The 23,279-nt window shown below is 69.9% G+C and carries 22 protein-coding genes; 14 read left to right on the forward strand and 8 right to left on the reverse strand.

The genetic code is table 11. The features are described from left to right. Positions 1-9 precede the first annotated feature (9 nt). From AOZ53_RS19025 to AOZ53_RS19055, 7 genes are all read left to right on the forward strand, one after another. Positions 10-1,164: an acyl-CoA dehydrogenase family protein gene (locus AOZ53_RS19025; protein WP_024068658.1), complete on the forward strand. Its 1,155-nt coding sequence runs from the start codon at positions 10-12 to the stop codon at positions 1,162-1,164. Beyond that, positions 1,161-2,336 carry an enoyl-CoA hydratase/isomerase family protein gene (locus tag AOZ53_RS19030; protein ID WP_054431159.1) on the forward strand — a complete coding sequence of 392 codons (1,176 nt, stop codon included), beginning with the start codon at positions 1,161-1,163 and terminating at the stop codon, positions 2,334-2,336. Before AOZ53_RS19025 ends, AOZ53_RS19030 begins: the two co-directional genes overlap by 4 nt. Before the next feature lie 80 nt (positions 2,337-2,416). Next, positions 2,417-3,307 carry a 3-hydroxyisobutyrate dehydrogenase gene (gene mmsB, locus AOZ53_RS19035; RefSeq protein WP_054476877.1) on the forward strand — a complete coding sequence of 297 codons (891 nt, stop codon included), beginning with the start codon at positions 2,417-2,419 and terminating at the stop codon, positions 3,305-3,307. A gap of 1 nt (position 3,308) precedes the next feature. Further along, complete coding sequence (locus tag AOZ53_RS19040; RefSeq protein WP_006385171.1) at positions 3,309-3,746, forward strand: PaaI family thioesterase; 438 nt, start codon at positions 3,309-3,311, stop codon at positions 3,744-3,746. Positions 3,747-3,804: 58 nt separating this feature from the next. Further along, a complete protein-coding gene (locus AOZ53_RS19045) occupies positions 3,805-4,494 on the forward strand; it encodes a VIT1/CCC1 transporter family protein (RefSeq protein WP_054488902.1) in 690 nt (229 codons plus the stop codon). Between the two features lie 53 nt (positions 4,495-4,547). Then, positions 4,548-5,054: a 2-thiouracil desulfurase family protein gene (locus tag AOZ53_RS19050; RefSeq protein ID WP_054431165.1), complete on the forward strand. Its 507-nt coding sequence runs from the start codon at positions 4,548-4,550 to the stop codon at positions 5,052-5,054. Further along, positions 5,044-5,370 carry a hypothetical protein gene (locus AOZ53_RS19055; RefSeq protein WP_054431167.1) on the forward strand — a complete coding sequence of 109 codons (327 nt, stop codon included), beginning with the start codon at positions 5,044-5,046 and terminating at the stop codon, positions 5,368-5,370. The genes AOZ53_RS19050 and AOZ53_RS19055 overlap by 11 nt, the downstream gene beginning before the upstream one ends. 99 nt (positions 5,371-5,469) lie before the next feature. On the opposite strand, the gene AOZ53_RS19060 is transcribed toward AOZ53_RS19055, so the two are convergent. Both AOZ53_RS19060 and AOZ53_RS19065 read right to left on the reverse strand, forming a co-directional pair. Then, positions 5,470-5,991: a hypothetical protein gene (locus AOZ53_RS19060; RefSeq protein ID WP_054431169.1), complete on the reverse strand. Its 522-nt coding sequence runs from the start codon at positions 5,989-5,991 to the stop codon at positions 5,470-5,472. 114 nt (positions 5,992-6,105) lie between these two features. After that, positions 6,106-6,576 (reverse strand): hypothetical protein, encoded by a 471-nt coding sequence (locus tag AOZ53_RS19065; RefSeq protein WP_054431171.1) that lies wholly within the window; start codon positions 6,574-6,576, stop codon positions 6,106-6,108. Between the two features lie 61 nt (positions 6,577-6,637). On the opposite strand from AOZ53_RS19065, the gene AOZ53_RS19070 reads away from it, so the two are divergent. Next, positions 6,638-7,240, forward strand: a complete 603-nt coding sequence (locus tag AOZ53_RS19070; protein ID WP_054431173.1) for a TetR/AcrR family transcriptional regulator — start codon at positions 6,638-6,640, stop codon at positions 7,238-7,240. 68 nt (positions 7,241-7,308) lie between these two features. On the opposite strand, the gene AOZ53_RS19075 is transcribed toward AOZ53_RS19070, so the two are convergent. Next, entirely contained in the window at positions 7,309-8,328 is a 1,020-nt protein-coding gene (locus AOZ53_RS19075) for a tripartite tricarboxylate transporter substrate-binding protein (protein WP_231690643.1), read from the reverse strand. A gap of 208 nt (positions 8,329-8,536) precedes the next feature. Between AOZ53_RS19075 and AOZ53_RS19080 the strand changes: the two genes are divergently transcribed. Both AOZ53_RS19080 and AOZ53_RS19085 read left to right on the forward strand, forming a co-directional pair. Continuing rightward, positions 8,537-9,595: a serine hydrolase domain-containing protein gene (locus AOZ53_RS19080; RefSeq protein ID WP_054488904.1), complete on the forward strand. Its 1,059-nt coding sequence runs from the start codon at positions 8,537-8,539 to the stop codon at positions 9,593-9,595. Between the two features lie 164 nt (positions 9,596-9,759). Beyond that, the gene (locus tag AOZ53_RS19085; protein WP_054431176.1) at positions 9,760-10,770 is read left to right on the forward strand and encodes an aldo/keto reductase; all 1,011 of its coding nucleotides are present in this window, start codon (positions 9,760-9,762) and stop codon (positions 10,768-10,770) included. A 108-nt stretch (positions 10,771-10,878) separates the two neighbouring features. Here the strand turns inward: AOZ53_RS19085 and AOZ53_RS19090 are convergent, their stop codons facing one another. Further along, positions 10,879-11,451 carry a TetR/AcrR family transcriptional regulator gene (locus tag AOZ53_RS19090; RefSeq protein ID WP_054431178.1) on the reverse strand — a complete coding sequence of 191 codons (573 nt, stop codon included), beginning with the start codon at positions 11,449-11,451 and terminating at the stop codon, positions 10,879-10,881. Between the two features lie 215 nt (positions 11,452-11,666). Here AOZ53_RS19090 and AOZ53_RS19095 point away from each other — a divergent pair, with 215 nt between their 5' ends. The 3 genes from AOZ53_RS19095 to AOZ53_RS19105 all read left to right on the forward strand — a co-directional run bounded on the left by AOZ53_RS19095 (position 11,667) and on the right by AOZ53_RS19105 (position 17,563). Then, positions 11,667-12,845: an efflux RND transporter periplasmic adaptor subunit gene (locus tag AOZ53_RS19095; RefSeq protein WP_054488907.1), complete on the forward strand. Its 1,179-nt coding sequence runs from the start codon at positions 11,667-11,669 to the stop codon at positions 12,843-12,845. Between the two features lie 96 nt (positions 12,846-12,941). Next, positions 12,942-16,079: an efflux RND transporter permease subunit gene (locus AOZ53_RS19100; RefSeq protein WP_054488909.1), complete on the forward strand. Its 3,138-nt coding sequence runs from the start codon at positions 12,942-12,944 to the stop codon at positions 16,077-16,079. 5 nt (positions 16,080-16,084) lie between these two features. Next, positions 16,085-17,563 (forward strand): efflux transporter outer membrane subunit, encoded by a 1,479-nt coding sequence (locus AOZ53_RS19105; protein ID WP_054488911.1) that lies wholly within the window; start codon positions 16,085-16,087, stop codon positions 17,561-17,563. 28 nt (positions 17,564-17,591) lie between these two features. Here the strand turns inward: AOZ53_RS19105 and AOZ53_RS19110 are convergent, their stop codons facing one another. Together AOZ53_RS19110 and AOZ53_RS19115 are read right to left on the reverse strand one after the other, a co-directional pair. Next, positions 17,592-18,926: an MFS transporter gene (locus AOZ53_RS19110; protein WP_054431185.1), complete on the reverse strand. Its 1,335-nt coding sequence runs from the start codon at positions 18,924-18,926 to the stop codon at positions 17,592-17,594. 68 nt (positions 18,927-18,994) lie between these two features. Then, a complete protein-coding gene (locus AOZ53_RS19115) occupies positions 18,995-20,647 on the reverse strand; it encodes a GMC family oxidoreductase (protein WP_054488913.1) in 1,653 nt (550 codons plus the stop codon). Between the two features lie 204 nt (positions 20,648-20,851). Between AOZ53_RS19115 and AOZ53_RS19120 the strand changes: the two genes are divergently transcribed. Continuing rightward, complete coding sequence (locus AOZ53_RS19120; RefSeq protein ID WP_054431189.1) at positions 20,852-21,691, forward strand: IclR family transcriptional regulator; 840 nt, start codon at positions 20,852-20,854, stop codon at positions 21,689-21,691. Positions 21,692-21,710: 19 nt separating this feature from the next. On the opposite strand, the gene AOZ53_RS19125 is transcribed toward AOZ53_RS19120, so the two are convergent. Then, a complete protein-coding gene (locus tag AOZ53_RS19125; protein WP_054488915.1) occupies positions 21,711-22,922 on the reverse strand; it encodes an MFS transporter in 1,212 nt (403 codons plus the stop codon). Continuing rightward, on the reverse strand, positions 22,919-23,279 hold a 361-nt coding region (locus AOZ53_RS19130), incomplete at its 5' end, for a class I SAM-dependent methyltransferase (RefSeq protein WP_156333438.1). The genes AOZ53_RS19125 and AOZ53_RS19130, both read right to left, overlap by 4 nt.

Genomic DNA, 23,279 nt, shown 5'->3' on the forward strand with positions numbered 1-23,279 from the left:
AGACAGGCTGTGGACTTGGAACTGACCGACGAGCAGCGCGCGTTCGCGCAGGCCGCGCGCGACTACGCCGAAGGCGAACTGGCGCCGCACGCGGCGCACTGGGACGCCGAAGGCATCTTCCCCAAGGAGGCCTTCGCGCGCGCCGGCGAAATGGGCTTCTGCGCCATCTACGCCAGTGAGGACATCGGCGGCCTGGGCCTGCCGCGCCTGGACGCCACCCTGGTGTTCGAGGAAATGGCCGCCGTCGACCCGTCGACCACCGCGTTCCTGACGATCCACAACATGGCCACCTGGATGGTCGGCAAGTGGGGCCAGCCGGCCCTGCGCGAGGCCTGGGGGCCGCTGCTGGCCAGCGGCCAGAAGCTGGCCTCGTACTGCCTGACCGAACCGGGCGCCGGCTCCGACGCCGCGTCGCTGTCGACCCGGGCGCAGCGCCAGGGCGACCACTACGTGCTCAACGGCGCCAAGGCCTTCATCTCGGGCGGCGGCGACACCGACCTGCTGGTGGTGATGGCGCGCAGCGGCGGCGAGGGCGCGGGCGGCATCAGCGCCTTTGCCGTCCCGGCCGACAGCGAGGGCATCAGCTACGGCCGCAAGGAAGAGAAGATGGGCTGGAACAGCCAGTCCACCCGTCCGATTGTGTTCGAGAACGTGCGCGTGCCGGCCGGCAACCTGCTGGGCGAGGAGGGCGAGGGCTTCAAGATCGCCATGAAGGGCCTGGACGGCGGCCGCATCAACATCGGCACCTGCTCGGTCGGCGCGGCCCAGGGCGCGCTGGACGCGGCCCGCCGCTACATGGACGAGCGGCGCCAGTTCAATCGCCGCCTGGCGGAATTCCAGGCTTTGCAGTTCAAGCTGGCGGACATGGCCACCCACCTGGTGGCGGCGCGCCAGATGGTGCGGCTGGCGGCCTGCAAGCTGGACGCCGGCGCGCCGGACGCCGCCACCTACTGCGCCATGGCCAAGCGCTTCGCCACCGACATGGGTTTCCAGATCTGCCTGGACGCGCAACAGATCCACGGCGGTTATGGATACCTGCGGGACTATCCCTTGGAGCGTCTGGTGCGCGATACTCGCGTACATCAGATACTGGAGGGCACCAACGAGATCATGCGCGTGATCATTGCCCGCCAATTGTTGGAAAAAGGAGCTGACATAAGATGAATGCACCGGTGCTGTTCGAAGAAAGAGCCGCCGCCAATGGAATGCGGTTCGGGATCGCGACGCTGAATGCGCCGCAGACCCTGAACGGGCTGTCGCTGGAAATGGTCGACCTGCTGGCCGAGCGCCTGGACGCCTGGGCGCGTGACCCGGGCGTGGTGCTGGTGGTGCTGCAGGGCGCGGGCGACAAGGCCTTCTGCGCCGGCGGCGACCTGCACGGCCTGTACCGCAGCATGACCGAGAACGCCGGCAAGGGCGCCTGGGGCAATGCCTACGCGCGCCGCTTCTTCGAGCACGAATACCGCCTGGACTACCGCATCCACAGCTACCCCAAGCCGGTGCTGTGCTGGGGCCACGGCATCGTCATGGGCGGCGGCATCGGCCTGATGATGGGCGCCAGCCACCGCGTGGTCAGCGAGACCTCGCGCCTGGCGATGCCGGAAGTGTCCATCGGCCTGTTCCCGGACGTGGGCGGCAGCTGGCTGCTGAACCGCATGCCGGGCCGCACCGGCGTGTTCCTGGCGCTGACCGGCGCGCAGATCAACACCGCCGATGCCTTCTTCGCCGGGCTGGCGGATTTCCGCCTGAATCACGAAGACTGGCCCAAGCTGCTGGCCTCGCTCGAGGAACAGCCCTGGGCCGGCCAGGCCACGGGCGCCGCCGAGGACGCGATTCCGCCGCGTTCGATCAACGACGGCCTGTTGCGCCGCGCGCTGACCGCACTCGAGCCGCAGACGCCGCTGGAAGGCGGCAATCTGCGCCAGCATTCGTTCCTGATCAACAGCCTGTGCAGCGGCAACCGGCTGGACGAGATCTGCGAAGAGCTGGCCACCCTGAAGGACCACGCCGATCCGTGGCTGGCGCGCGCCGCCACCACCATGCTGGCCGCCTCGCCCGGCTCGCTGCGGCTGTCGTTCGCGTTGCAGCAGCGCATGCGGCTGCGGTCGCTGGACGACGTGTTCCGCGCCGAGTACATCGCCGCGCTGCATTGCACCGCGCACGGCGATTTCGCCGAAGGCATCCGCGCGCTGCTGATCGACAAGGACAAGAAGCCGCGCTGGAACCCCGCGGTGCTGGACATGGCCACCGAGGCCTGGGTGCAGAAGTTCTTCGATGAGCCCTGGCCCGAAGGCCAGCCGCATCCGCTGGACGACCTGGGCAAGGAAGGCCGCTGACGTCCGCCGCAGAGCGGGCCGGCATCGCGTCGCAACACTGATTTCACACCTACAGCAATAGCAACAGGAGACAGGACATCATGAGCAGTATCGCGTTTATCGGTTTGGGCAACATGGGCTCGCCCATGGCGCTGAATCTGGTCAAGGCCGGCCACAGCCTGACGGTCTTCGACCTGGTGCCGGCGGCGGTCAAGGTTTTGACCGATGCGGGCGCCAAGTCGGCGGCGTCGGCCGCCGAAGCGGTCAAGGGCGCCGAGGTGGTGATCTCGATGCTGCCGGCCAGCAAGCACGTCGAAGGCCTGTACCTGGACCAGGACCTGCTGGGCAAGATCCCGTCCAGCGCGCTCGTCATCGAGTGCAGCACCATCGCGCCGGACTCGGCCCGCAAGGTGGCGCAGGCGGCCGAGGTGCGCGGCATCGCCATGATCGACGCGCCGGTCTCCGGCGGCACCGGCGGCGCGGCCGCGGGCACGCTGACCTTCATCGTCGGCGGCCAGACCGCCGCGCTGGAGCGCGCCCGCCCGGTGCTGGAAAAGATGGGCAAGAACATCTTCCACGCGGGGCCGGCGGGCGCCGGCCAGGTCGCCAAGATCTGCAACAACATGCTGCTCGGCATCCTCATGGCCGGCACCTCCGAGGCGCTGGCGCTGGGCGTGGCCAACGGCCTCGATCCCAAGGTGCTGTCTGACATCATCGCCAAGAGCTCGGGCCGCAACTGGGCCACCGAGCTGTACAACCCGTGGCCCGGCGTGATGGAACACGCCCCGGCCTCCAAGGGCTACGCCGGCGGCTTTGGCGTCGACCTGATGCTCAAGGACCTGGGCCTGGCGGCCGAGGCGGCGCTGTCGGCGCGCGCCTCGATCCCGCTGGGCGAGCTGGCGCGCAACCTGTACTCGCTGCACAGCGCGGGCGGCTCGGGCCGGCTGGACTTCTCCAGCATCGTCAACCTGGTCAAGCGCGACCAGGACTGACATGGCCGCGCCCGCGACTTGCGTCGATCCGGCCGGGCGGGTCCAGGCGAGCTTCGAGCGGCAGAGCATCATGCGGCTGCTCGGCGCCAGCCTGGACGTGGTCGAGCCGGGCAGGGTGGACATCGTGCTGCCGTACCGCGCCGACCTGTGCCAGCAGAACGGCTTCCTGCACGCCGGCATCTCCACCACCATCGCCGATTCGGCCGGCGGCTATGCCGCCTTCAGCCTGTTCCAGCCGGGCGAGGACGTGCTGACCTCGGAGTTCAAGATGAACTTCCTGGCGCCCGCCAAAGGCGAGCGCTACGTGGCCAGCGGCCGCGTGGTCAAGCCGGGCAAGCGCCTGTCGATCTGCCAGGTCGAAGTGCATGCCTACGAGGGCGAACAGGCCACCCTTTGCGTGATAGGCTTGCTCACCGCGGTGCGCGTGACGCCGCGTTGAGCCGCTGGCGGCGGCCGTCCGCCGCCAGCTTTGTCGCGCCTTGAACGGGTCCACGGCAATGCCTTCCAAAGAACATCACCGGATTTTCCGCAGCAACTGGCTGCGCGCCGCCGTGCTCGGCGCCAACGACGGCATCGTCTCGACCGCCAGCCTCATCACCGGCGTAGCGGCGGCGCAGGCCGGGCACGGCGCCATCCTGACCTCGGGCCTGGCCGGCCTGGTGGCCGGCGCGCTGTCGATGGCGGCGGGCGAATACGTCTCGGTCCGGTCGCAGGCCGACACCGAGGCCGCTGACCTGCGGCTGGAGCAGCGCTCGCTCAAGCGCAACTCGGGCGAAGAACTGGAGGAGCTGGTCGAGATCTATGTCGAGCGCGGCCTGTCGCGCGACCTGGCCGAGCAGGTGGCGCGGCAGTTGACGCGCCATGACGCGCTCGATGCGCATGCGCGCGACGAACTCGGCATCTCGATCCACAACCGCGCCCGGCCGGTGCAGGCGGCGGTGGCCTCGGCCGCTTCGTTCGCCGGCGGCGCCGCGTTGCCGCTGGCGGTGGCCGTGGTGGCGCCGCTGCCGCAGCTGATCGGCTGGGTGATCGGCGCGTCGGTCGCCTGTCTGGCCTGTCTGGGGGCCCTGGCGGCAGGTGCCGGGGGCGCGCCCAAGGGGCCGGCGGCGCTGCGCGTGACGATATTGGGCGCGCTGGCGATGGCGGCGACGGCCGGCGTCGGCGCCTTGTTCGGCACCGTGGTCTAAGGCCTGTTCGCAATTCAAGGGAGCTGTCGAAGGCTCCGGGAGTTCTGGTTCACATGCAATACGTTTTGATCAGCGCCTGTCTGTTGGGCCACCCCGTGCGTTACGACGGCCGTTCCGCGCCGCGCGACCACGAGGTGCTGGCCCGCTGGCGCGATGAAGGGCGGATCGTGCCGGTCTGTCCGGAGGTGGCGGGCGGCATGCCGATCCCGCGCCCGCCGGCCGAGATCGAGCCGGGCGCCGATGCCGCCGCCGTGCTGGGCGGCCGCGCCCGCGTGATGGCGGTGTCGGGCGAGGACGCCACCGTGCCGTTCGTGCATGGGGCGCAGCTGGCGTTGGCCGCGGCGCGCGAGCGCGGCATCCGCATCGCGGTGCTCAAGGAAGGCAGCCCGTCCTGTGGCAGCGGCTATGTCTACGACGGCAGTTTTTCCGGCCAGCGCCAGCCGGGCGTGGGCGTGACCGCGCAATTGCTGGCCGATGCCGGCGTGCGCGTCTTCAGCGAATGGCAATGGACGGAGGCCGCGGCCTGCCTGGCGCGGCTGGAGGCGGGCGATGGGCTTTAACGTCGGCGATTGGCTGGTGCTGGTGGCCGTGGCGGCCGGCGTGCTGTCGGCCTGGCGCCTGATCGCCGGCACCGGTCGCGGGCGCCTGCTGGCGCGGGTCGGGGCGGTGGTGTCGCTGGCGGTGTCGGCGTTCTGCTTCTGGCTCTGGTACGAGCAGTACCTGAAGTGGGATTTCAACGAGCTGGGCCGCTACTACGATCCGGTCGACGGGGTCGTCTATACCGACAGCGGCTTCGTCTGGGTGCTGCCGGCCGTGCTGGCCCTGCTGGCCGGGGCGTTTTTCGCCTGGCGCGGCTGGGGCGGCCGGCGCGGTTGAGGTCCGTCTGGGGGCGGATCGCCCGCTGCCGTGAAAACAAAAGGGAGGAGGCCCTGGCAGGGCTCCTCCCTCGGTGACGCGCGGTGGGCGCGATGGTCGTCAGTTGGCCCGGTAGCCGCGGCTGTTCATGCAGGAATCGAGCGCGCGGTTGTAGGTGTCCACCATGACCTGGGTGGTCCATTGCGAAATGGTCGCCGGGTCATAGCCGCTCTGGTTCATGGCCCAGTGCTGGCAGTCGGCCGAGGCGCTGGCCTGGGCCTTGTTGACGGGCGCGGCCGGCTCGTACTGCACCGGGGCGTACTGGGCCGGAGCCTGGTAGACCGGCGGCGCGGCATACACCGGCGGCGCTTCATAGACGGGCGCCGCGTACACCGGCGGCGGGTAGTAGGCCACGCCCGGGGCGTAGACGCCGGTCTGCACATAGCTCGGACCGGAATTGTTGGCCGCCAGGATCAGTCCGGTAGCCGCCAGCGCGACCGCGCCGCCGATCCACCAGCCGCTGCCGCCGCCACCGCCGTGGTGATGGTGATACCCGCCACGATAGCCGCCCGCCAGCGCGGGGGAACTTGCCAAGGCCAGTGCCAGCGCGACGCCGACCATACGACCTGTAAACCGCTTCATGATCTTGCTCCTGAGCCGCCGGGCGTCCACGTGCTGCGGCGACCGGCGATACCGTACTGTACTGCCGCCACGGCGCAATAGTTGTGTCAAGAATTACGAAGATTTCAAGTGATTTCAGGAGGTTGGACGGGTCTCGCGCATGAAGGGCGAAGCATTGGGATTGTCGCAAGTTTGCGACACCCCGGGCTTGAGCTGGACGACCGCCTTGGGGTCGAAAGCGTCGGCATTGCGGTCGTGGGTGGCGTAGGTCTCGTAGCCGGGTTTTTCGACGCACCAGTTCCAGAAGAACAGTTCCGAGCCATGGATCGCCAGCACCTCCACGCGCCATTCGTGGCGCGCCTCGAAGCCGGCCCGGCCGTCGGCGCCGGTGCGTTGCTCGACGCGGTAGCGGTCGTAGCCGTAGGGATAGGCCCCGGCGATCAGCACCACGCGGGCATTCGCCAGCGGTTGCCCGGTCTCGTCCTGCACCGTGATGGCCGCGCGCGGCTGCAGGGTCTTGTAAGTGGGGTAAGGTACACAGCCCGGCAGGGCCGACAGGAGCGTGGCGGCGCAGAAAGCGTGGAGCAGGCGCGACAGTCGGGGCATAGGGTTTCTATGTATGCAGGAATGTATGGCAAAAAGACTGGAAGGATAGTATTTTCACGCGATGACGACGGCACTACCCCCATCTGTACCGCAAGAAAGGCGTTTGACGAAAGGTGAGCGCACCCGGTTGCAACTTCTGGAAGTCGCGGCGGCGGAGTTCGCCGAGCGCGGATTCCAGCACACCCGGATCAGCGATATTGTTGCCCGCGCGGGGGTGACGCAACCGGTTTTTTACCAGTACTTCGCCGGCAAGCAGGCGGCCTACGACGAACTGGTGGGCATGTTCGCGCAGCGCCTGCGGCAGGAGGTTTGCCAGGCGCGGCTGTCCGACGACCAGGATCTGCCGGTCGAGGTGCGAGTGCGCCGCGGCGTGAGCAACTGGCTGGCGATCCTGCAGGAGGACCCGAATCTCACGCGCATCGGCTTCTTTCAGGTCGACGCGGCCGAGGCGCTCAAGGACGAGCTGGTCGAGATGATTTCCGAGAATGTACGCATCGATCAGCGCGCCGGCGTGTTCCGCAAGGACATTCCGCCGGAATGGCTGTCGCACGCGTTCATGGGCGTGATCGAGCGCTTCACGCGCCGCGAGCCCAACGCCGAGGAGCGCGAGGCGCTGGCCGACTTCATCACCGACATGTTCCTGGAAGGCGTGCGCCAGCGCTAGCCGGGCCTGTCCCGGCCTGGCGGCCGCCGCGGGCGGCGCGCCAGGGACATCGCGCGTCCTGCGCGGCGTTATTCGACGCGGGCGCCGGACGCGGTCACCAGGCCGCCGGTGGCGTCCCAATCCGCTTTCAACAGATCCTGGAACTGGGCCGGCGACTTGGCTTCTGCCTCCACGCCCAGCGCCGCCAGGCGCGCCTGCACCTTGGGATCGGCCAGCACCTGATTGACGGCGGCGTTGATGCGGTCGCGCTCGGCCGGCGCGATGCCCGCCGGGGCCAGCAGGCCCAGCCACGAATCGAAGGCATAGCCGGGCAGGCCGCTTTCGGCCACGGTCGGCAGATCGGGGGCGAAGCGCGAGCGCTGCTTGCCGGTATACGCCAGGAAGGTCACGCGCGGATCGTTGCGGTAGCCGGTGACGCCGATGGTGGCGGCGGTGACGGCCTGCACCCGGCCGGCCAGCAGCTCGGTCACGGCGTCGCCGGTGGACTTCATCGGGATGTGCTGCATCCGCGCGCCGGCGGCGGCCAGCAGCGAGGCCATGCCCAGGTGCGAGGCGCTGCCGTTGCCGGCCGAGGCGTAGTCGTAGGCGTCGGGCCTGGCTTTGATGGCCTGGATGAATTCGGCGGTGTTGGCCACCTTCAGTGTCGAGGACGCCAGCAGGATGTAGCCGGTGTTGCCCAGGTAGGCGACGCCGGTGAAATCCTTGTAGGGGTCGTAGCTCAGGTTCTTGTACAGGTAGCCGGCGATGTGGTGGCTGGCGGCGGCCAGCACCAGCGTGTTGCCGTCGGGGGCGGCGCGCGCCACCTGCGCGGTGCCGACGGTGCCGCCGGCGCCGGCGCGGTTCTCGACCACGATGGAGGCGTCCAGGGCGCGGCCCAGTTCGTCGCTGATGGCGCGGGCGATGGTGTCCTGCACCGCGCCGGTGCCGTACGGCACGACGACGCGGATGACGCGCGATTCGGCGTGGGCGGCGCCGCTCCAGGCGGCCAGGGCCAGCAATGCGGCGCCCAGGCGCGCACGGGCGCCGCGCGGGGCGGACGAGGGCGCGCGCGGGGCACGCGAAGCGAAGGGGGGGAAGCGATCAGGCATGAGGCGGCAATGTGGTCCGGGGATGTGGGGCGTTGGACTCTACCGGCCGCGGCGGCGCGCGCCAACGATTGATTCCCGCGTTGCTTATTGCCGGCGGCCATATCGCGGCCGGATGGCTGCGCCGGCGTTGGCGGCGCGGCGGGGATGGATATACTCGCTAGCGCCATCAGCGATCAGCCATCGGCCAACGACAAGACAAGGGAATGCAATGAACGCGCTCATGCAGCAGGCGATCCAGTTCGCCAACGACCACGAAACCGCCTGGGACCGCAGCGTCGACGGGGTCTTCGGGGTGCACCAGAACGATCCGGCGCCGTGGAACCGGCTGCTGGGCCCGATCCACGACCGCGGCCCGGTGTCGGGCGTGGTGGTGCGCGACGGCCAGACGCTGGCGGCCTGGGGCGAGCCCGAGCGCGCCGACCTGACGTTCAGCGTGGCCAAGCTGTACCTGGCGATCCTGGCCGGCCTGGCGCACGACCGCGGCCTGCTGCCCGACGTCGACGAGCCCGTCGGCAAGCGCGTGCCGGGCATCGGCTTCGATCATGGACAGAACGCCGACATCACCTGGCGCCATCTGCTGCAGCAGACCAGCGAATGGGAGGGCGAGCGCTTCGGCGTGTCCGACCAGGCCGACCGCTACCGCGCCGTCACCTTCGGCGTGCCGCCGGACGGCAAGAAGGGCGATGCGCGGCCCTTGCAGCGTCCCGGCGCGTACTGGGAATACAACGACGTGCGCATCAACCAGCTGTCATATGCGCTGCTGCACCTGTTCCGCAGGCCCTTGCCCGAGGTGTTCCGCGAGGCCGTCACGCGGCCGCTGGGCGCCAGCGAGAACTGGCAATGGGTCGGCTACGACAACGCCTGGGTCGAGATCGACGGCCAGCGCATGCCGTCGGTGCCGGGCGGCTCGCACTGGGGCGGCGGCATGTCGATCAGCGCGCGCGACCAGGCGCTGATCGGCCAGATGCTGCTGAACCAGGGCCGCGCGGCCGACGGCCGCCAGGTGCTGTCGCCCGAGTGGATCGCCGCCATGCGCCAGCCTTGCGCGATCGCGCCGTACTATGGCTATCTGATCTGGCTGAACCACGAGGGCCGCGTGTTTCCGAGCGTGCCGGCGTCCAGCTTCTTCGGCGTCGGCGCGGGCAGTTCGTTCACCTGGGTCGAGCCCGAGCGCAAGCTGGTGGTGATCGTGCGCTGGCTCGATTCGGCACATGCCGACGCGCTGTTCGGCAAGATCCTGGCGGCGGTGGACGCCCAGCCGGCCTGACGCGCCGTGGGTGGATTCCCTGCCGGGCGCAGGGATTTTCAGCGGCGCGCCGGCCGGCTTCTGGCAACATGCCCCTTTGCCCGCCGCGCCCCGGGCGCGCCGCATCGCTTCGCTTCCTGTCACGCTTCCCCCGCGCACCTCGCGCGCCGACCAAGGATTTCGCCATGAACTACCGCCGTCTCGGATCAAGCAATCTTCGCGTATCGCCCCTGTGCCTGGGCACCATGATGTTCGGCGAGCAGACGCCCGACGACGAGGCCGCGCGCATCGTCGCGTCCGCGCGCGACCACGGCCTGAACTTCATCGACACCGCCGACGTCTACAACGACGGCCGTTCCGAGGAAGTGGTGGGCAAGTTGCTGCAAGGACAGCGCCACGACTGGGTGCTGGCCAGCAAGATCGGCAACGTGGTGGGCAAGGGCCCGAACCAGTCGCACTATTCGCGCCAGTGGCTGATCCGTGGCGTCGAGCAGAGCCTGGCGCGCCTGGGCACGGATTTCCTCGACATCCTGTACCTGCACCGCGACTACCACGAGGAAAACCTGGAAGAGGCGCTGTGGGCGCTGGGCGACCTGATCCGCGCCGGCAAGCTGCGCAGCTTCGGGCTGTCGAACTTCCGCGGCTGGCGCATCGCCGAAACCCTGCGCCTGTGCGAAAAGCTGGGCGTGCCGCAGCCGGTGGTGTGCCAGCCGTACTACAACATGCTCAATCGCGGCCCCGAGGTCGAGATCCTGCCGGCCTGCCAGCACTACGGCCTGGGCGTGGTGCCGTACAGCCCGATCGCGCGCGGCGTGCTCACCGGCAAGTACCTGCCGGGCCAGGCGCCGGCCGCCGACACCCGCGCCGGGCGCGGCGACCGCCGCATCCTGGCCACCGAGTTCCGTGAAGAGTCGCTGCAGATCGCGCAGCGGCTGGTCGAGCACAGCGCCGCCCGTGGCGTGCAGCCGGGCCATTTCGCCACCGCCTGGGTGCTGGCCAATCCGGTGGTGACCGGCGTCATCGCCGGCCCGCGCACGCTGGCGCAGATGGACGACTACTACGCGGCGCTGGATGTCACGATCACGCCCGAGGACGAGGCGCTGGTGGACAGCTGGGTCACGCCGGGCCACGCCTCGACCCACGGCTACAACGATCCCAACTATCCGTTCCACGGCCGTCCGGTCGCGGCGGGCTGAATTCCGGCGAAGGGCGGGGCGCGCGCAGATGTCGCGCCTGGCGCCTTCGCGGGTCTGGCGCCGGGGCCTGTCAGGCGGCAGGCCTGGTGACGCCTGGGCGGGGCGCTTTCAGCGCGCCGCCGGCGCCGGTTCGGCGCTGATGCCGTGCAGCAGGATCTGTTCGGCCACGCCGGCGATGCCCAGCCGCGCGATGCGGCCGCGGCGTTCGGCGTCCACCATGCTGGTGATCACCGTGATCAGCAATTCGGTCAGCGCCGCCGCCGTCACGTCGACGCGGAACGCGCCTTCGCGCTGGCCGCGCAGGAAGAACGCGTCCAGCGTTTCCTGGTAGCCGGACCAGCTGTCCATGATGTCCGGCTGCATCTCCATGTCGGGCTTCCAGTTGTACATCAGGAAGACCGTCAATTCCTTGTGCGCCAGGTGCTGTTCGATCAGGTTGCGCAAGGCCTCGCGCGGCGGCGCGGCGTCCAGCCGGGAATCGGCCAGCGTCTGCTTCATGACCTGCGCGCCATGCGTCATCAGCCGCGTCACCAGCTGATCGCGCGTCTGACAGAAGCGGTACAGCGTCGCTTTGCTCACCCCCACCGCCTTGGCCAGCTCCTGCAAGGTGCCGCGGGGGTGGTCGACCATCGCCTGGGCCAGCGCAATCAACAGCCGTTCGTGCCCGATATCCTCAGACATCGCGTTTCCTTCCTCATTGTTCCGCTCATGGGATAGCTATTGGAGCATGAGCGATTCAATTTGCGCAAATTTTCGCAAAATTGACAAGTTAAGAGTTGTTAAGCACTCAAAAGGTACTTAACAGAATTAAATGAATCATTATTGATTCAAAATGATCTTCAAGATACCATTCGACTCTTATTGAGTTCAAGACGCCGTGGGCGGGAGGTATCGAAATGAGCAAGCATCAACCCTGGCGTTGGCCTGTCGCGGTGGCGGCCGCCGCCGTTCTGTTGGCCGGTTGCGGCGGCGAGGCCGGGCCGACCGCCGCCGCCGAGCCCCGCGCCGTGCAGGCAGTGGCGGTGCAGCCACAGCGCTACACGCTGGCCAGTTCGCTGCCGGGCCGGGTCGAGCCGGTGCGGGTGGCCGAGGTGCGGGCGCGGGTGGCCGGCATCGTGCTCAGCCGCGAGTTCGAGGAAGGCGCCGACGTCAAGGCCGGCGACGTGCTGTTCCGTATCGACCCGGCGCCGTTCAAGGCGGCCCTGTCGCGCGCCGAGGGCGACCTGGCCAAATCCGAGGCCGCGCTGTCCGAGGCCCAGGCGGTGGTGCGGCGCTATACCCCGCTGGTCAAGATCGAGGCCGTCAGCCAGCAGGACTTCGACACCGCCACCGCGGCGCTCAAGAGCGCCCAGGCCGCGCGCCGCTCGGCCCAGGCCGACGTCGAGACCGCGCGCCTGAACCTGGACTACGCCACCGTCAAGGCGCCGATCTCGGGCCGCATCGGCCGCGCCCAGGTCACCGAGGGCGCGCTGGTGGGCCAGAACGAGGCCACCGTGATGGCCAAGGTCCAGCAGCTCGATCCCATCTACGTCGACTTCACCCAGCCGGTGGCCGACATGCTGCGCACGCGCACCGCCATGCAGACCGGCGAGCTGGGCCAGGAAGAGGGCGCCGCCATCTCCATCAGCATCGACGGCACCGACCGCAGCCGCAATGGCCGCCTGCTGTTCTCGGATATCGCGGTGGACCGCGGCACCGGTCAGGTGTCGCTGCGCGGCGAGTTCGCCAATCCCGACGTGCTGCTGCTGCCGGGCATGTATGTGCGGGTGCAGACCCGCCAGGGCGTGGACCCCGACGCCATCCTGGTGCCGCAGCGCGCGGTGGTGCGCAGCACCGACGGCAAGCCGCAGGTGCTGGTGGCGGGCCCGGACGACGTGGTCGAGACGCGCGCCGTGCGCACCGGCACCATGCGCGGCGCCGACTGGCACATCGTCGAAGGCCTGGCGGCCGGCGACCGCGTCATCGTCGGCGGCGTGAGCGCCGCCGTGCCCGGCCAGAAGGTCAGCGTGACGCTGGTGCCGCCGGCCGACAAGGTCGCGGCCGCGCCGGTCGCGGACGCCGTGGCGCGGCACTGATTGATGGCCATGTCGCCCCTTCCTTCCTCTTGCCCGCAGGGCCGGCCGTTGCGGCGGCCGGTCTCCCTGCGCCGCTCATCCTTCCGAGGATAGATCATGTCCAGGTTTTTCATCGACCGCCCCAAATTCGCGTGGGTGGTGGCTCTCTTCATCTCGCTCGCCGGCCTGCTGGCGATTCCCTCGCTGCCGGTGGCGCAGTTCCCGGTGGTGGCGCCGCCCCAGGTGACCATCAACGCGACCTATCCCGGCGCGTCCGCCAGCACCCTGGTGGACTCGGTGACCAGCGTCATCGAGGAGGAACTGAACGGCGCCAAGCACATGCTGTACTACGAGTCGTCCAGCAGCTCCAGCGGCAGCGCCGAGATCACCGTCACCTTCCAGCCCGGCACCGATCCGGCGCTGGCGCAGGTGGACGTGCAGAACCGCATCAAGAAGGCCGAGGCGCGCCTGCCCACGGCCGTGACGCAGCAGGGCCTGCAGGTCGAGCAGGCCAGCTCCAACTTCCTGATGATCTACGCCCTGACCTACAAGGGCGAGGACGCCGGCAAGGACGTGGTGGGCCTGTCCGACTACGCCGCGCGCCACGTCAACAATGAGATCCGCCGCGTCGACGGCGTGGGCAAGGTGCAGTTCTTCGGCGCCGAGGCGGCCATGCGGGTCTGGATCGACCCGCAGAAGCTGCTCGGCGTGGGCCTGTCGGTGGCCGACGTCAATGCCGCTATTGCCGCGCAGAACGTGCAGGTGCCGGCCGGCAGCTTCGGCAGCCGCCCCGGTTCGCCCGAGCAGGAGCTGACCGCCACGCTGGCGGTCAAGGGCACGCTGGACACGCCCGAGGAATTCGGCCGCATCGTGCTGCGCGCCAACGCCGACGGCTCGTCGGTGCGGCTGGCCGACGTGGCGCGCATGGAGGTCGGGCGCCAGAGCTATGACTTCGAGACCCGCCTGAACGGCCGCAAGGCGGTGGGCGCGGCGGTGCAGCTGGCGCCGGGCGCCAACGCCATCGATACGGTCAAGTCCGTCAAGGCGCGCCTGCAGGAGCTGTCGGCCTCGTTCCCCGAGGACGTCGCCTATTCGGTGCCGTTCGACACCTCGCGCTTTGTCAGCGTGGCCATCGAGAAGGTGGTGCACACGCTGCTGGAAGCCATGGTGCTGGTGTTCCTGGTGATGTTCCTGTTCCTGCAGAACGTGCGCTACACGCTGATTCCGGCCATTGTGGTGCCGGTCTGCCTGCTGGGCACGTTCGCGGTGATGTCGGTGCTGGGCTTCTCGGTCAACATGATGACCATGTTCGGCATGGTGCTGGCCATCGGCATCCTGGTGGACGACGCCATCGTGGTGGTCGAGAACGTCGAGCGCATCATGGCCGAGGAAGGGCTGTCGCCGCGCGAGGCCACCATCAAGGCCATGGGCCAGGTGTCGGGCGCCATCGTCGGCATCACCATGGTGCTGGCGGCCGTGTTCCTGCCGCTGGCCTTCATGAGCGGCTCGGTGGGCGTGATCTACCGCCAGTTCTCGCTGTCGCTGGCGGTGTCGATCCTGTTCTCGGGCTTCCTGGCGCTGACCTTCACGCCGGCGCTGTGCGCCACCTTCCTCAAGCCGATCCCCAAGGGGCATCACGAGGAGAAGCGCGGCTTCTTCGGCGCCTTCAACCGCTTCTTCACGCGCCTGACCAGCCGCTTCGAGGCGCTCAATTCGCGGCTGGTGCGCCGCACCGGGCGCTACATGGTGGTCTACGGCGCCATCGTGGCGATGCTGGGCGTGCTGTATGCGCGCCTGCCGGAATCGTTTGTGCCGCCGGAAGACCAGGGCTACGTCATCGTCGACATGCAGCTGCCGCCGGGCGCGACCCATCTGCGCACCGACAAGGTGGTGGCGAATGTCGAGCAGCACCTGATGTCGCTGGACGCCATGGGCGACGCCTTCACCGTGATGGGCTTCAGCTTCTCGGGCACCGGCCAGAACGCCGGCATCGCTTTCCCGACCCTGAAGGACTGGTCCGAACGCGGCAAGGGCCAATCGGCCAATGACGTGGCCGACAGCGTCAACGGCCGCTTCGCGGCGATCGACGATGGCGCGGTCATGGCCGTCAACCCGCCGCCCATCGAGGGCCTGGGCAATTCGGGCGGCTTCGCGCTGCGCCTGCAGGATCGCGGCGGCGTGGGCCGGGCGGCGCTGACGGCGGCGCGCGACGAGCTGCTGACCAAGGCCAACAGCTCGCCGGTGATTGCCTACGCCATGATGGAAGGCCTGGCCGATGCGCCGCAGCTGCGCCTGGACATCGACCGGCAGAAGGCCGAGGCGCTGGGCGTGGGCTTCGACGTGATCAATACCGCCATCTCGTCGGCCTACGGCTCGGCCACGGTGAACGACTTCGCCAATGCCGGCCGCCTGCAGCGCGTGGTGGTGCAGGCCGACGTGCGCGACCGCATGACGCCCGAAAGCGTGCTGCAGCTGAACGTGCCCAACAAGTCGGGCGGCATGGTGCCGCTCTCCGCCTTCGTCCAGACCCGCTGGGAAAACGGGCCGGTGCAGATCTCGCGCTACAACGGCTATCCGTCGTTCAAGATCGCGGGCGACGCCCGGCCGGGCCACAGCACCGGCGAGGCCATGGCCGAGATCGAGCGCATCGCCTCGGAGTTGCCGGCCGGCATCGGCTACCAATGGACCGGGCTGTCGCTGCAGGAGAAGTTCGCCGGCGCGCAGGCCCCGATGCTGTTCGCGCTGGCGTTCCTGGTGGTGTTCCTGCTGATGGTGGCGCTGTACGAAAGCTGGGCCATTCCGGCCTCGGTGATGCTGATCGTGCCGATCGGCGCGCTCGGCTCGGTGCTGGCGGTGACGGTGCTGGGCATGCCCAACGATGTGTACTTCAAGGTCGGCCTGATCACCATCATCGGCCTGGCCGCCAAGAACGCCATCCTGATCGTGGAGTTCGCCAAGAGCCTGCGCGAGCAGGGCCACACGCTGATCGACGCCGCGGTCGAGGCGGCCAAGCTGCGCTTCCGGCCGATCGTGATGACCTCGCTGGCCTTCATCCTGGGCGTGGTGCCGCTGGCGCTGGCCAGCGGGGCCGGCGGCGCCAGCCAGCGCGCGCTGGGCGTGGGCGTGATCGGCGGCATGTTGAGCGCGACCCTGCTGGGGGTGATCTTCGTGCCGGTGTTTTTCGTGTGGGTGCTGTCGTGGATCAAGGCCAAGCGGGCGGCAACGCCGGCCGCCGCCGCCGCGACGCAGGAGTGAATCTGATGAAACCGACTTTTATCTTCTCGCGGCTGGCCGCCGCGGTCCTGGCCGCCGTCCTGGCCGGCTGCTCGATGGCACCGAGCTACCAGCGGCCCGAGGCGCCCGTGCCCACGACCTGGAACGCGCCCGCGGCGGGGGGCGCGCCGTCGGCCGCCGCCACGCTGGACTGGCAGTCGTTCGTCACCGACGACGGCCTGCGCCGGCTGGTGACGCTGGCGCTGGACAACAACCGCGACCTGCGCCAGGCGCTGCTGAACATCGAGGCGGCGCGGGCCCAGTACCGGGTGCAGCGCGCCGACCGCCTGCCGGGCATCAACGCGCAGGGCAGCGGCACGCGCCAGCGGGTGCCGGGCGACCTGAACAGCAGCGGCAGCGCCGGCGTGCAGAGCAATTACCAGGCGGGCATCGGCCTGACGTCTTTCGAGATCGACCTGTTCGGCCGCGTGCGCAGCCTGTCGGACGCGGCGTTGCAGGAATACCTGGCCACCGAGGCCACGGCCCGCAGCGCCCAGATCAGCCTGGTGGCCGAAGTGATCCAGGCCTACCTGGCGCGCGACAGCGCGCTGCGCCGCCTGCAGGTCACGCGCCAGACCCTGGAAAGCCGCGAGGCCTCGCTCGGTCTGACCGCCAAGCGGCGCCAGGCCGGCTCGGCCACGGCGCTCGACTACCAGGAAGCGCTGGGCCTGGCCGAACAGTCGCGCGCCGACCTGGAGCGCATCGACCGCGAAGCGCGCCAGGCCGGCAACGCGCTGGCGCTGCTGGTGGGCGTGGGCGACCTGGGGCCGTTCCTGCCCAAGGGGCTGGCCGAGGGGCCGATGCTGGTGCAGGAGATCGCCGCCGGGGCGCCGTCCGAATTGCTGGAGCGGCGGCCCGACATCCTGGCGGCCGAACACCAGCTGCAATCGCGCAACGCCAGCATCGGCGCGGCGCGGGCGGCGTTCTTTCCGAGCATTTCGCTGACCGGCATGTTCGGCAGCTCCAGCGCGGAGCTGTCGAATCTGTTCGACTCGGGCCAGCGCGCCTGGTCGTTCGCGCCGCAGATCACGCTGCCGATCTTCGCCGGCGGCCGCAATACCGCCAACCTGGACTTGGCCAACGCGCGCAAGGACATTGCCGTGGCGCAGTACGAGAAGACCGTGCAGTCGGCCTTCCGCGAGGTGGCCGACGCGCTTGCCGCCACCGACACGCTGCGGCGCGAGGAGGCTTCGCGGCTGGCGTTGACGCAGTCCAGCGCGCAGGCCATGCAGCTGTCCGAGGCGCGCTATCGCGGCGGGGTCGACAGCCACCTGCGCTACCTGGATGCGCAGCGCCGCGCCTATGCCGACCAGCTGTCGTACATCGAGGTGGCGACGCAGCGGCAGGCGGCATTGGCGACGCTGTTCAAGGCGCTGGGCGGCGGCTGGCTGCCGTCGGCGCCGGGGCCCGCCGCGCCGGGGGCGGACAAGGCCTCCGCCGCGGACAGCGCGCCGGCGCGCGGCTGAGCGCCGGCCGCTCGCGCGGTGCAAGCGCCTAGGCCTTGCGCAGGTTGGCGCCCGCCGGCGGCGCCGCGCCATCCTGCGCGGCGCTGCGCCCGCCGCGTCCGATCAGCCACACGCACAGGGCCGACACCACGCCCGAGAACAGCACGTACAGGCAGATCAGCCACGGCTGGCCATTGCCGGTCTTGAGCAGCGCGGTGGCGATGATGGGCGTGATGCCCGAGGCGAAGATGCCCGAGAACTGGTAGACGAACGAGATGCCGGTGTAGCGCACCTTGGCGTCGAACAGCTCGCAGAACAGGGCCGCCTCCGGCCCGTAGACGGCGGCGTAGAAGATGCCGAACGGAATGATGATGGCCAGCCACACCAGCATCACGCTGCCCTGGCTGTTGAGCATCAGCCAGAAGCCGGGGAAGGCCGCCACCGCCGTGATCAGCGAGCCCCAGAAATACACGCGGGTGCGGCCGATGCGGTCGGACAGCCGGCCGAAGTAGGGGATGGTGAAGCACATCACCAGCGCCGCCGCCATCACCCCGGTCAATGCCTCGGTGCGGGTGATCTGCAGCGTCTGGGTCAGGTACGAGATCGAGAACACGCCGAAGACATTGAAGAACACGCCGTCGATGTAGCGCGCGCCCATGCCCTTGGCGACGTTGCCGGGATAGCGGCGGATCATGTCCATGAACGGGATGCGGCTTTCGGCGTTGTCGCGCTTGACCGCGGCGAACTCGGGCGTTTCCTTGATGTTCAGGCGGATGTACATGCCGACCCCGACCATCGCGGCCGAGGCCAGGAACGCCAGGCGCCAGCCCCAGGCCATGAACTGCTCGTCGGTCAGCAGCGTCGACAGCAGCGCCACCGTGCCGGACGCCAGGCACAGGCCGATCGCCAGGCCGATCTGCGGCAGCGAGGCGTAGTAGCCCTTCTTTTCGGGCGGGGCGTATTCGTAGGCCATCAGCACCGCGCCGCCCCATTCGCCGCCCAGGCCGATGCCCTGGAACACGCGCAACAGCAGCAGCAGGATCGGCGCCCAGATGCCGATGCTGTCATAGGTGGGCACCAGGCCGATCAGGAAGGTCGACACGCCCATGATCATCAGCGTCATCACCAGCATGCTTTTCCGACCGATGCGGTCGCCGAAATGGCCGAACACCAGCCCGCCCAGCGGGCGGGTGATGAAGCCCACCGCGAAGGTGGTGTAGGCCAGCATGGTCGAGACCAGCGGGTCGCCAGTGGGGAAGTACAGCTTGTTGAACACGATGCCGGCGACCACGCCGTACAGGAAGAAGTCGTACCACTCGATGGTGGCGCCGATCAGCGACGCGGCGACGACTTTGCGCACCGCGGTTTCGTTCTGCTTGGCCATGCCTGTCTCCTTTGGGGGAAGCGGGCGGCGCTCTGCGGCGCCGCTCCGCGGGTTGCGGTCAGCTCATGTCATGCCGCCTGTTGCAATACCGGCTGCGCCTGGGCGCGCGGCCGCGCCGCGTGCAGGTCCTGCAGGATGAAATCGGCCGCGCGTTCGGCCAGCATCACTACCGGCACGTTGGTGTTGCCCGAGACCAGCGTCGGCATGATGGAGCAGTCCACCACCCGCAGCCCGCTCACGCCGTGCACCCGCAGGCGCTCGTCGACCACCGCCAGGGGGTCTGCGCGCGGGCCCATCTTCGCGGTGCCCGACGGGTGGAAGATGGTGGCGCCGTACTCGCGGCAGAAATGCAGGATCTCGTCGTCGCCCTGCACCTCGGGCCCGGGCCGGAATTCGCGCTTCATCAGGCCGGCCAGCGGTTCGGTGGCGGCCAGCCGGCGCGCGTACTTGACCGCTGCCACCGTCATGCGCCGGTCCAGCTCGGTGGACAGGTAGTTGGGCTGCATGGCGGGCGCCTCGAACGGATCGGCGCTGCGCAATTGCACGGTGCCGCGCGAGGACGGCCGCAGCTGGCACACCGAATAGGTGCAGCCCGAGAACGGATGCACCTTGCCCCCGGCCATGTCGGCCGACAGCGTGGCGAAATGGAATTGGGTGTCGGGTGTGGCGCTGGCCGGATCGACGCGGCAGAACAGGCCGCCCTGGTTGATGCCCACCGCCAGCGGCCCGCCGCGGAACAGCAGCCATTGCAGCCCCATCGCGGCGCGGCCGTGCAGCGTGCGCAGCTGGTCGTTGGTGGTGATGGGCCGGCGCGTCTCGTAGATGAGGCGGATCTGCAGGTGGTCCTGCAGGTTCTCGCCCACGCCCGGCAGGTCGCGCACCACGCCGATGCCGAAGCGGCGCAGCAGCGCGGCCGGGCCCACGCCCGACAGTTGCAGCAGTTGCGGCGATTGCAGCGCGCCGGCGCACAGGATCACCTCGCGGCGGGCGCGCAGGGTGCGCACCTGGCCGTCCTGGCGATAGCGCACGCCGCAGGCGCGGCTGCCCTCGAACAGGATCGCCATGGCGTGCGCGCCGGTCTCCACCCGCAGGTTGGCGCGGCCGCGCGCCGGACGCAGGTAGGCCACGGCGGTGGAGCAGCGGCGGCCGTTGCGGGTGGTCAGCTGGTAGTAGCCCACGCCTTCCTGGTCGCCGGTATTGAAGTCGCGCACATGCGGCAGGCCGAGCGCGCCGGCGGCGCCGATCAGGCCTTCGACCAGCGGATGCGGCGTCTTGATGGAGGTGGCGTTCAGCGGCCCCTCGGTGCCGCGCGTGGCGCCCGCGCCGAGATCATTGTTTTCCAGCTTGCGGAAGTAGGGCAGGCACTCGTCCCAGCTCCAGCCGGGGTTGCCGGCGGCGGCCCAGTCGTCGTAGTCGCGCCGCTGGCCGCGGATGTAGATCAGGCCGTTGATGGCGCTGGAGCCGCCCAGCGTGCGGCCGCGCGGCCAGTAGATGCGGCGGTTCAGCATGTTGGGGTCGGGCTCGGTGTAGTAGCCCCAGTTCAGCACCTTGTGAAACATGGTCTTGCCGTAGCCGATGGGGATGTGGATCCACGGCGAGCGGTCCGGCGGCCCCGCCTCCAGCAGGCACACGCTGTGCTGGCCGCTGGCGCTCAAGCGGTTCGCCAGCACGCAGCCGGCGGAACCGGCCCCCACCACGATGTAGTCCACGGCATCGGACATGTCTGTTTCCTCCTTGGCCTGGCCGTGCCGTGACGCGGGGAGTCCCTCGTCCGGACGGCGCGTTTACCCTGCTTGCCGCGCCGCCGGGCACTTATATACTGGCCTGATGCGAGGGGGCGCGGCGACGCGCAAAGGTTCCGTATCTGTGGCGATTCTAGGAAGCCGCCACGGGAAAGAAAGCGCGGCAAGCGCGGGAACGGCGAAATGGCACAGAACATGGATCTTCGGTTTCAAAATCGCAGTGCAGCATCGGCGCGGACGCCCGACGCCGACGAACCGCAGGATGCCTCGCGCTCGCTGCGCGCGCTGCTGGTGCTGGACTACCTGGCCCGCGCTCAGCATCCGCCCACGCTGGCGCAACTGGCGCAGCGCCTGGACATGCCCAAGTCCACCTTGATGCGCTTGCTGGCGTCGATGCAGCGCGCCGGTTTCGTCGCCGCCACGCCCACTGAAAACGGTTTCGTGCCGGGGCCGCAGGCCACCGCGCTGGCGCTGTCCACGCTGCACGCCTCGGCCTTCACGCGCGCCTGCCGCGCGGTGCTGGCGCAGCTGGTCGGCAAACTGGGTGAAACCTGCAATCTCACCGCGCCCGACGGCGACCAGGTGATCTACATGGAGCGGGTCGAGACCACCGAACCGCTGCGCCTGTTCTTCGCGGTCGGCAGCCACGTGCCGATGCATTGCACCGCCAGCGGCAAGCTGTTTCTGGCGTCGATGAGCCGGTTGGAGCGCGGCCGGGTGCTGGCGCGCCTGCCGCTGACGCGCAACACGCCGCGCACGCTGACCGACCCGGCGCGGCTCGAAGACGAACTGGAACGGCTGGCCACGCGCGGCATCGGCATCGACAACGAGGAGTTCGTGCGCGGCATGAGCGCGGTGGCGGTGCCGGTGCGCGACGCGCAGGACCGCGTGGTGGCGGCGGTGGCGTGCCACGCGCCCACCGCGCGGTTGATGCTCGACGACCTGCTGCGCGCGGTGCCGGTGCTGCAGGGCGCGGCGCAGTCGATGAGCGCGGTGCTGGCCGAGCACCGGCCGGGCGGTTGAGGGCGTCGAGCCGCGAACCCTAGCCCGGCAGCGCGGCTGCCCGCCGCCAAGCCAGCGCCAGCACGGCCGCCGCGCCCGCCGTCAACGTCGCCAGCATCGCGACCGGACCGGCCACATCGAGCAGGATCCCGGCCGCCAGCGGCGCGGCGATGCGCGTCAGTGCGAACAGGCTGGACTGGATGCCGTAGTCCAGCGCCTGCAGGCCCGGCCGCGCGTGCGACATCATCAGGCCGAACGCCAAGGCGGCGGTGGCGCCCATGGCTGCCGCCACCATCATGGCGCAGGCCGCCAGCACGGCCGGCGCCGCGTTCAGGCCGATTGCCAGCGTCAACGCCAGCAACGCGGCGGCCCCGGCGCCGGCGTGCAGCCGCACCGCGCGGCCCGCGCCCAGGCGCTTGAGCAGCCGCGCGCCCGCGATGCTGGCCACGGCGCCGATCGCGCCGCCCGCGACGCCGACCAGCCAGGCCACGCGTTGCGGCGCCAGCCCCTGGTCCAGCAGCAGCGGCTTCAGATAGAACCAGCCGGCGCCGATGAAGGGGAACAGCAGGGCCAGCAGCGGCAGCCAGCGGCGGCTCGCGGGCAGGCGCAGGTAAGCGATGGCGTGGCGCGTGGCCGAGATGGCGTCGTCGGCACGCTCGGCATTCATGGCGTCCATGTTCTCCCGCAGCAGCAAGGTCAGCGCCGCGCCCAGCGCCAGCGCGCCGGCCATGATCAGGAACGGCGCCTGCCAGCCCCAGCGCGCCTGCGCCAGCAGCATCAGGCCGCCGCCAACGATCGCGCCCAGGCACAACGCCATCGAGCGGATGCCACCCGCCGAGGCGCGGCCAGCCGCGGGCAACACGCGGATCGCCGACGCGTTGACGGGCACGTCGGCCCAGGTGCCGGCCAGCGCGGCGGCGGCCGCCAGCGCGAACAGCATGGCGCCATCGTTCAACAGATCGCGCCAGCCCAGCGCCAGCAGCACGGCGGCGTAGGCCAGCAGCAGCGCCACCGTCCAGCGCCGATAACCGCCACGGCTGGCGCCGCGCCGGTCCAGCGGCATCGCCAGCAGGAACTTGAACACGGTCGGCAGGCTGGCCAGCTGGAACAGGCCGATGGCGGTGCCGGACCAGCCGTGCTGGCGCAGCACCAGCGGCAGGCCCAGCCACAGATAGACGCCCGGCGCGGTCAGCGCCAGGTTGAGCCAGCCGAACAGGGCCTGGGCCAGGCCGTGGCGCAGGCGCGGCGTCATGGCGCGGCCCGGCGCGCCGACAGCACATGCAGCGGCGCCAGCGGAAAGCGGTCGGCGTCGAAGCCGCGCACCTCGGCGAAGCCGGCGGCGCGCAGCGCGTCGGCCAGTTCCCCCTGGCGCGTGACGCGCCGGCCCAGCAGCAGCATCGGCAGGTAATAGCGCAGCACGCGCGCGGCGGCCTCGGTGTCATCCGGGATTTCGGCGTGCGCCATCACCAGCAGGCCGCCCGGCGCCAGCGCATCGTGCATCTTGCGGATCGCGGCGGCGGCGTCGGGCACGAAATGCAGCACCGACGAGCACCAGATCAGGTCGTAGCCGGCGCCGATATCGGCCGTGGCCAGGTCGCCGCCCACGGCC

It is taken from the genome of Achromobacter sp. 2789STDY5608621 (assembly GCF_001299375.1).
In the GTDB taxonomy this organism is placed as follows: domain Bacteria; phylum Pseudomonadota; class Gammaproteobacteria; order Burkholderiales; family Burkholderiaceae_B; genus Achromobacter; species Achromobacter insuavis.

Bases quoted from the DNA above. Each gene is read 5' to 3' on its own strand.
- AOZ53_RS19030 (WP_054431159.1), top strand. From the start codon at position 1,161: ATGAATGCACCGGTGCTGTTCGAAGAAAGAGCCGCCGCCAATGGAATG.
- mmsB (WP_054476877.1), top strand. From the start codon at position 2,417: ATGAGCAGTATCGCGTTTATCGGTTTGGGCAACATGGGCTCGCCCATG.
- AOZ53_RS19040 (WP_006385171.1), top strand. From the start codon at position 3,309: ATGGCCGCGCCCGCGACTTGCGTCGATCCGGCCGGGCGGGTCCAGGCG.
- AOZ53_RS19045 (WP_054488902.1), top strand. From the start codon at position 3,805: ATGCCTTCCAAAGAACATCACCGGATTTTCCGCAGCAACTGGCTGCGC.
- AOZ53_RS19050 (WP_054431165.1), top strand. From the start codon at position 4,548: ATGCAATACGTTTTGATCAGCGCCTGTCTGTTGGGCCACCCCGTGCGT.
- AOZ53_RS19055 (WP_054431167.1), top strand. From the start codon at position 5,044: ATGGGCTTTAACGTCGGCGATTGGCTGGTGCTGGTGGCCGTGGCGGCC.
- AOZ53_RS19060 (WP_054431169.1), bottom strand. From the start codon at position 5,991: ATGAAGCGGTTTACAGGTCGTATGGTCGGCGTCGCGCTGGCACTGGCC.
- AOZ53_RS19065 (WP_054431171.1), bottom strand. From the start codon at position 6,576: ATGCCCCGACTGTCGCGCCTGCTCCACGCTTTCTGCGCCGCCACGCTC.
- AOZ53_RS19070 (WP_054431173.1), top strand. From the start codon at position 6,638: ATGACGACGGCACTACCCCCATCTGTACCGCAAGAAAGGCGTTTGACG.
- AOZ53_RS19075 (WP_231690643.1), bottom strand. From the start codon at position 8,328: ATGCCTGATCGCTTCCCCCCCTTCGCTTCGCGTGCCCCGCGCGCGCCC.
- AOZ53_RS19080 (WP_054488904.1), top strand. From the start codon at position 8,537: ATGAACGCGCTCATGCAGCAGGCGATCCAGTTCGCCAACGACCACGAA.
- AOZ53_RS19085 (WP_054431176.1), top strand. From the start codon at position 9,760: ATGAACTACCGCCGTCTCGGATCAAGCAATCTTCGCGTATCGCCCCTG.
- AOZ53_RS19090 (WP_054431178.1), bottom strand. From the start codon at position 11,451: ATGTCTGAGGATATCGGGCACGAACGGCTGTTGATTGCGCTGGCCCAG.
- AOZ53_RS19095 (WP_054488907.1), top strand. From the start codon at position 11,667: ATGAGCAAGCATCAACCCTGGCGTTGGCCTGTCGCGGTGGCGGCCGCC.
- AOZ53_RS19100 (WP_054488909.1), top strand. From the start codon at position 12,942: ATGTCCAGGTTTTTCATCGACCGCCCCAAATTCGCGTGGGTGGTGGCT.
- AOZ53_RS19105 (WP_054488911.1), top strand. From the start codon at position 16,085: ATGAAACCGACTTTTATCTTCTCGCGGCTGGCCGCCGCGGTCCTGGCC.
- AOZ53_RS19110 (WP_054431185.1), bottom strand. From the start codon at position 18,926: ATGGCCAAGCAGAACGAAACCGCGGTGCGCAAAGTCGTCGCCGCGTCG.
- AOZ53_RS19115 (WP_054488913.1), bottom strand. From the start codon at position 20,647: ATGTCCGATGCCGTGGACTACATCGTGGTGGGGGCCGGTTCCGCCGGC.
- AOZ53_RS19120 (WP_054431189.1), top strand. From the start codon at position 20,852: ATGGCACAGAACATGGATCTTCGGTTTCAAAATCGCAGTGCAGCATCG.
- AOZ53_RS19125 (WP_054488915.1), bottom strand. From the start codon at position 22,922: ATGACGCCGCGCCTGCGCCACGGCCTGGCCCAGGCCCTGTTCGGCTGG.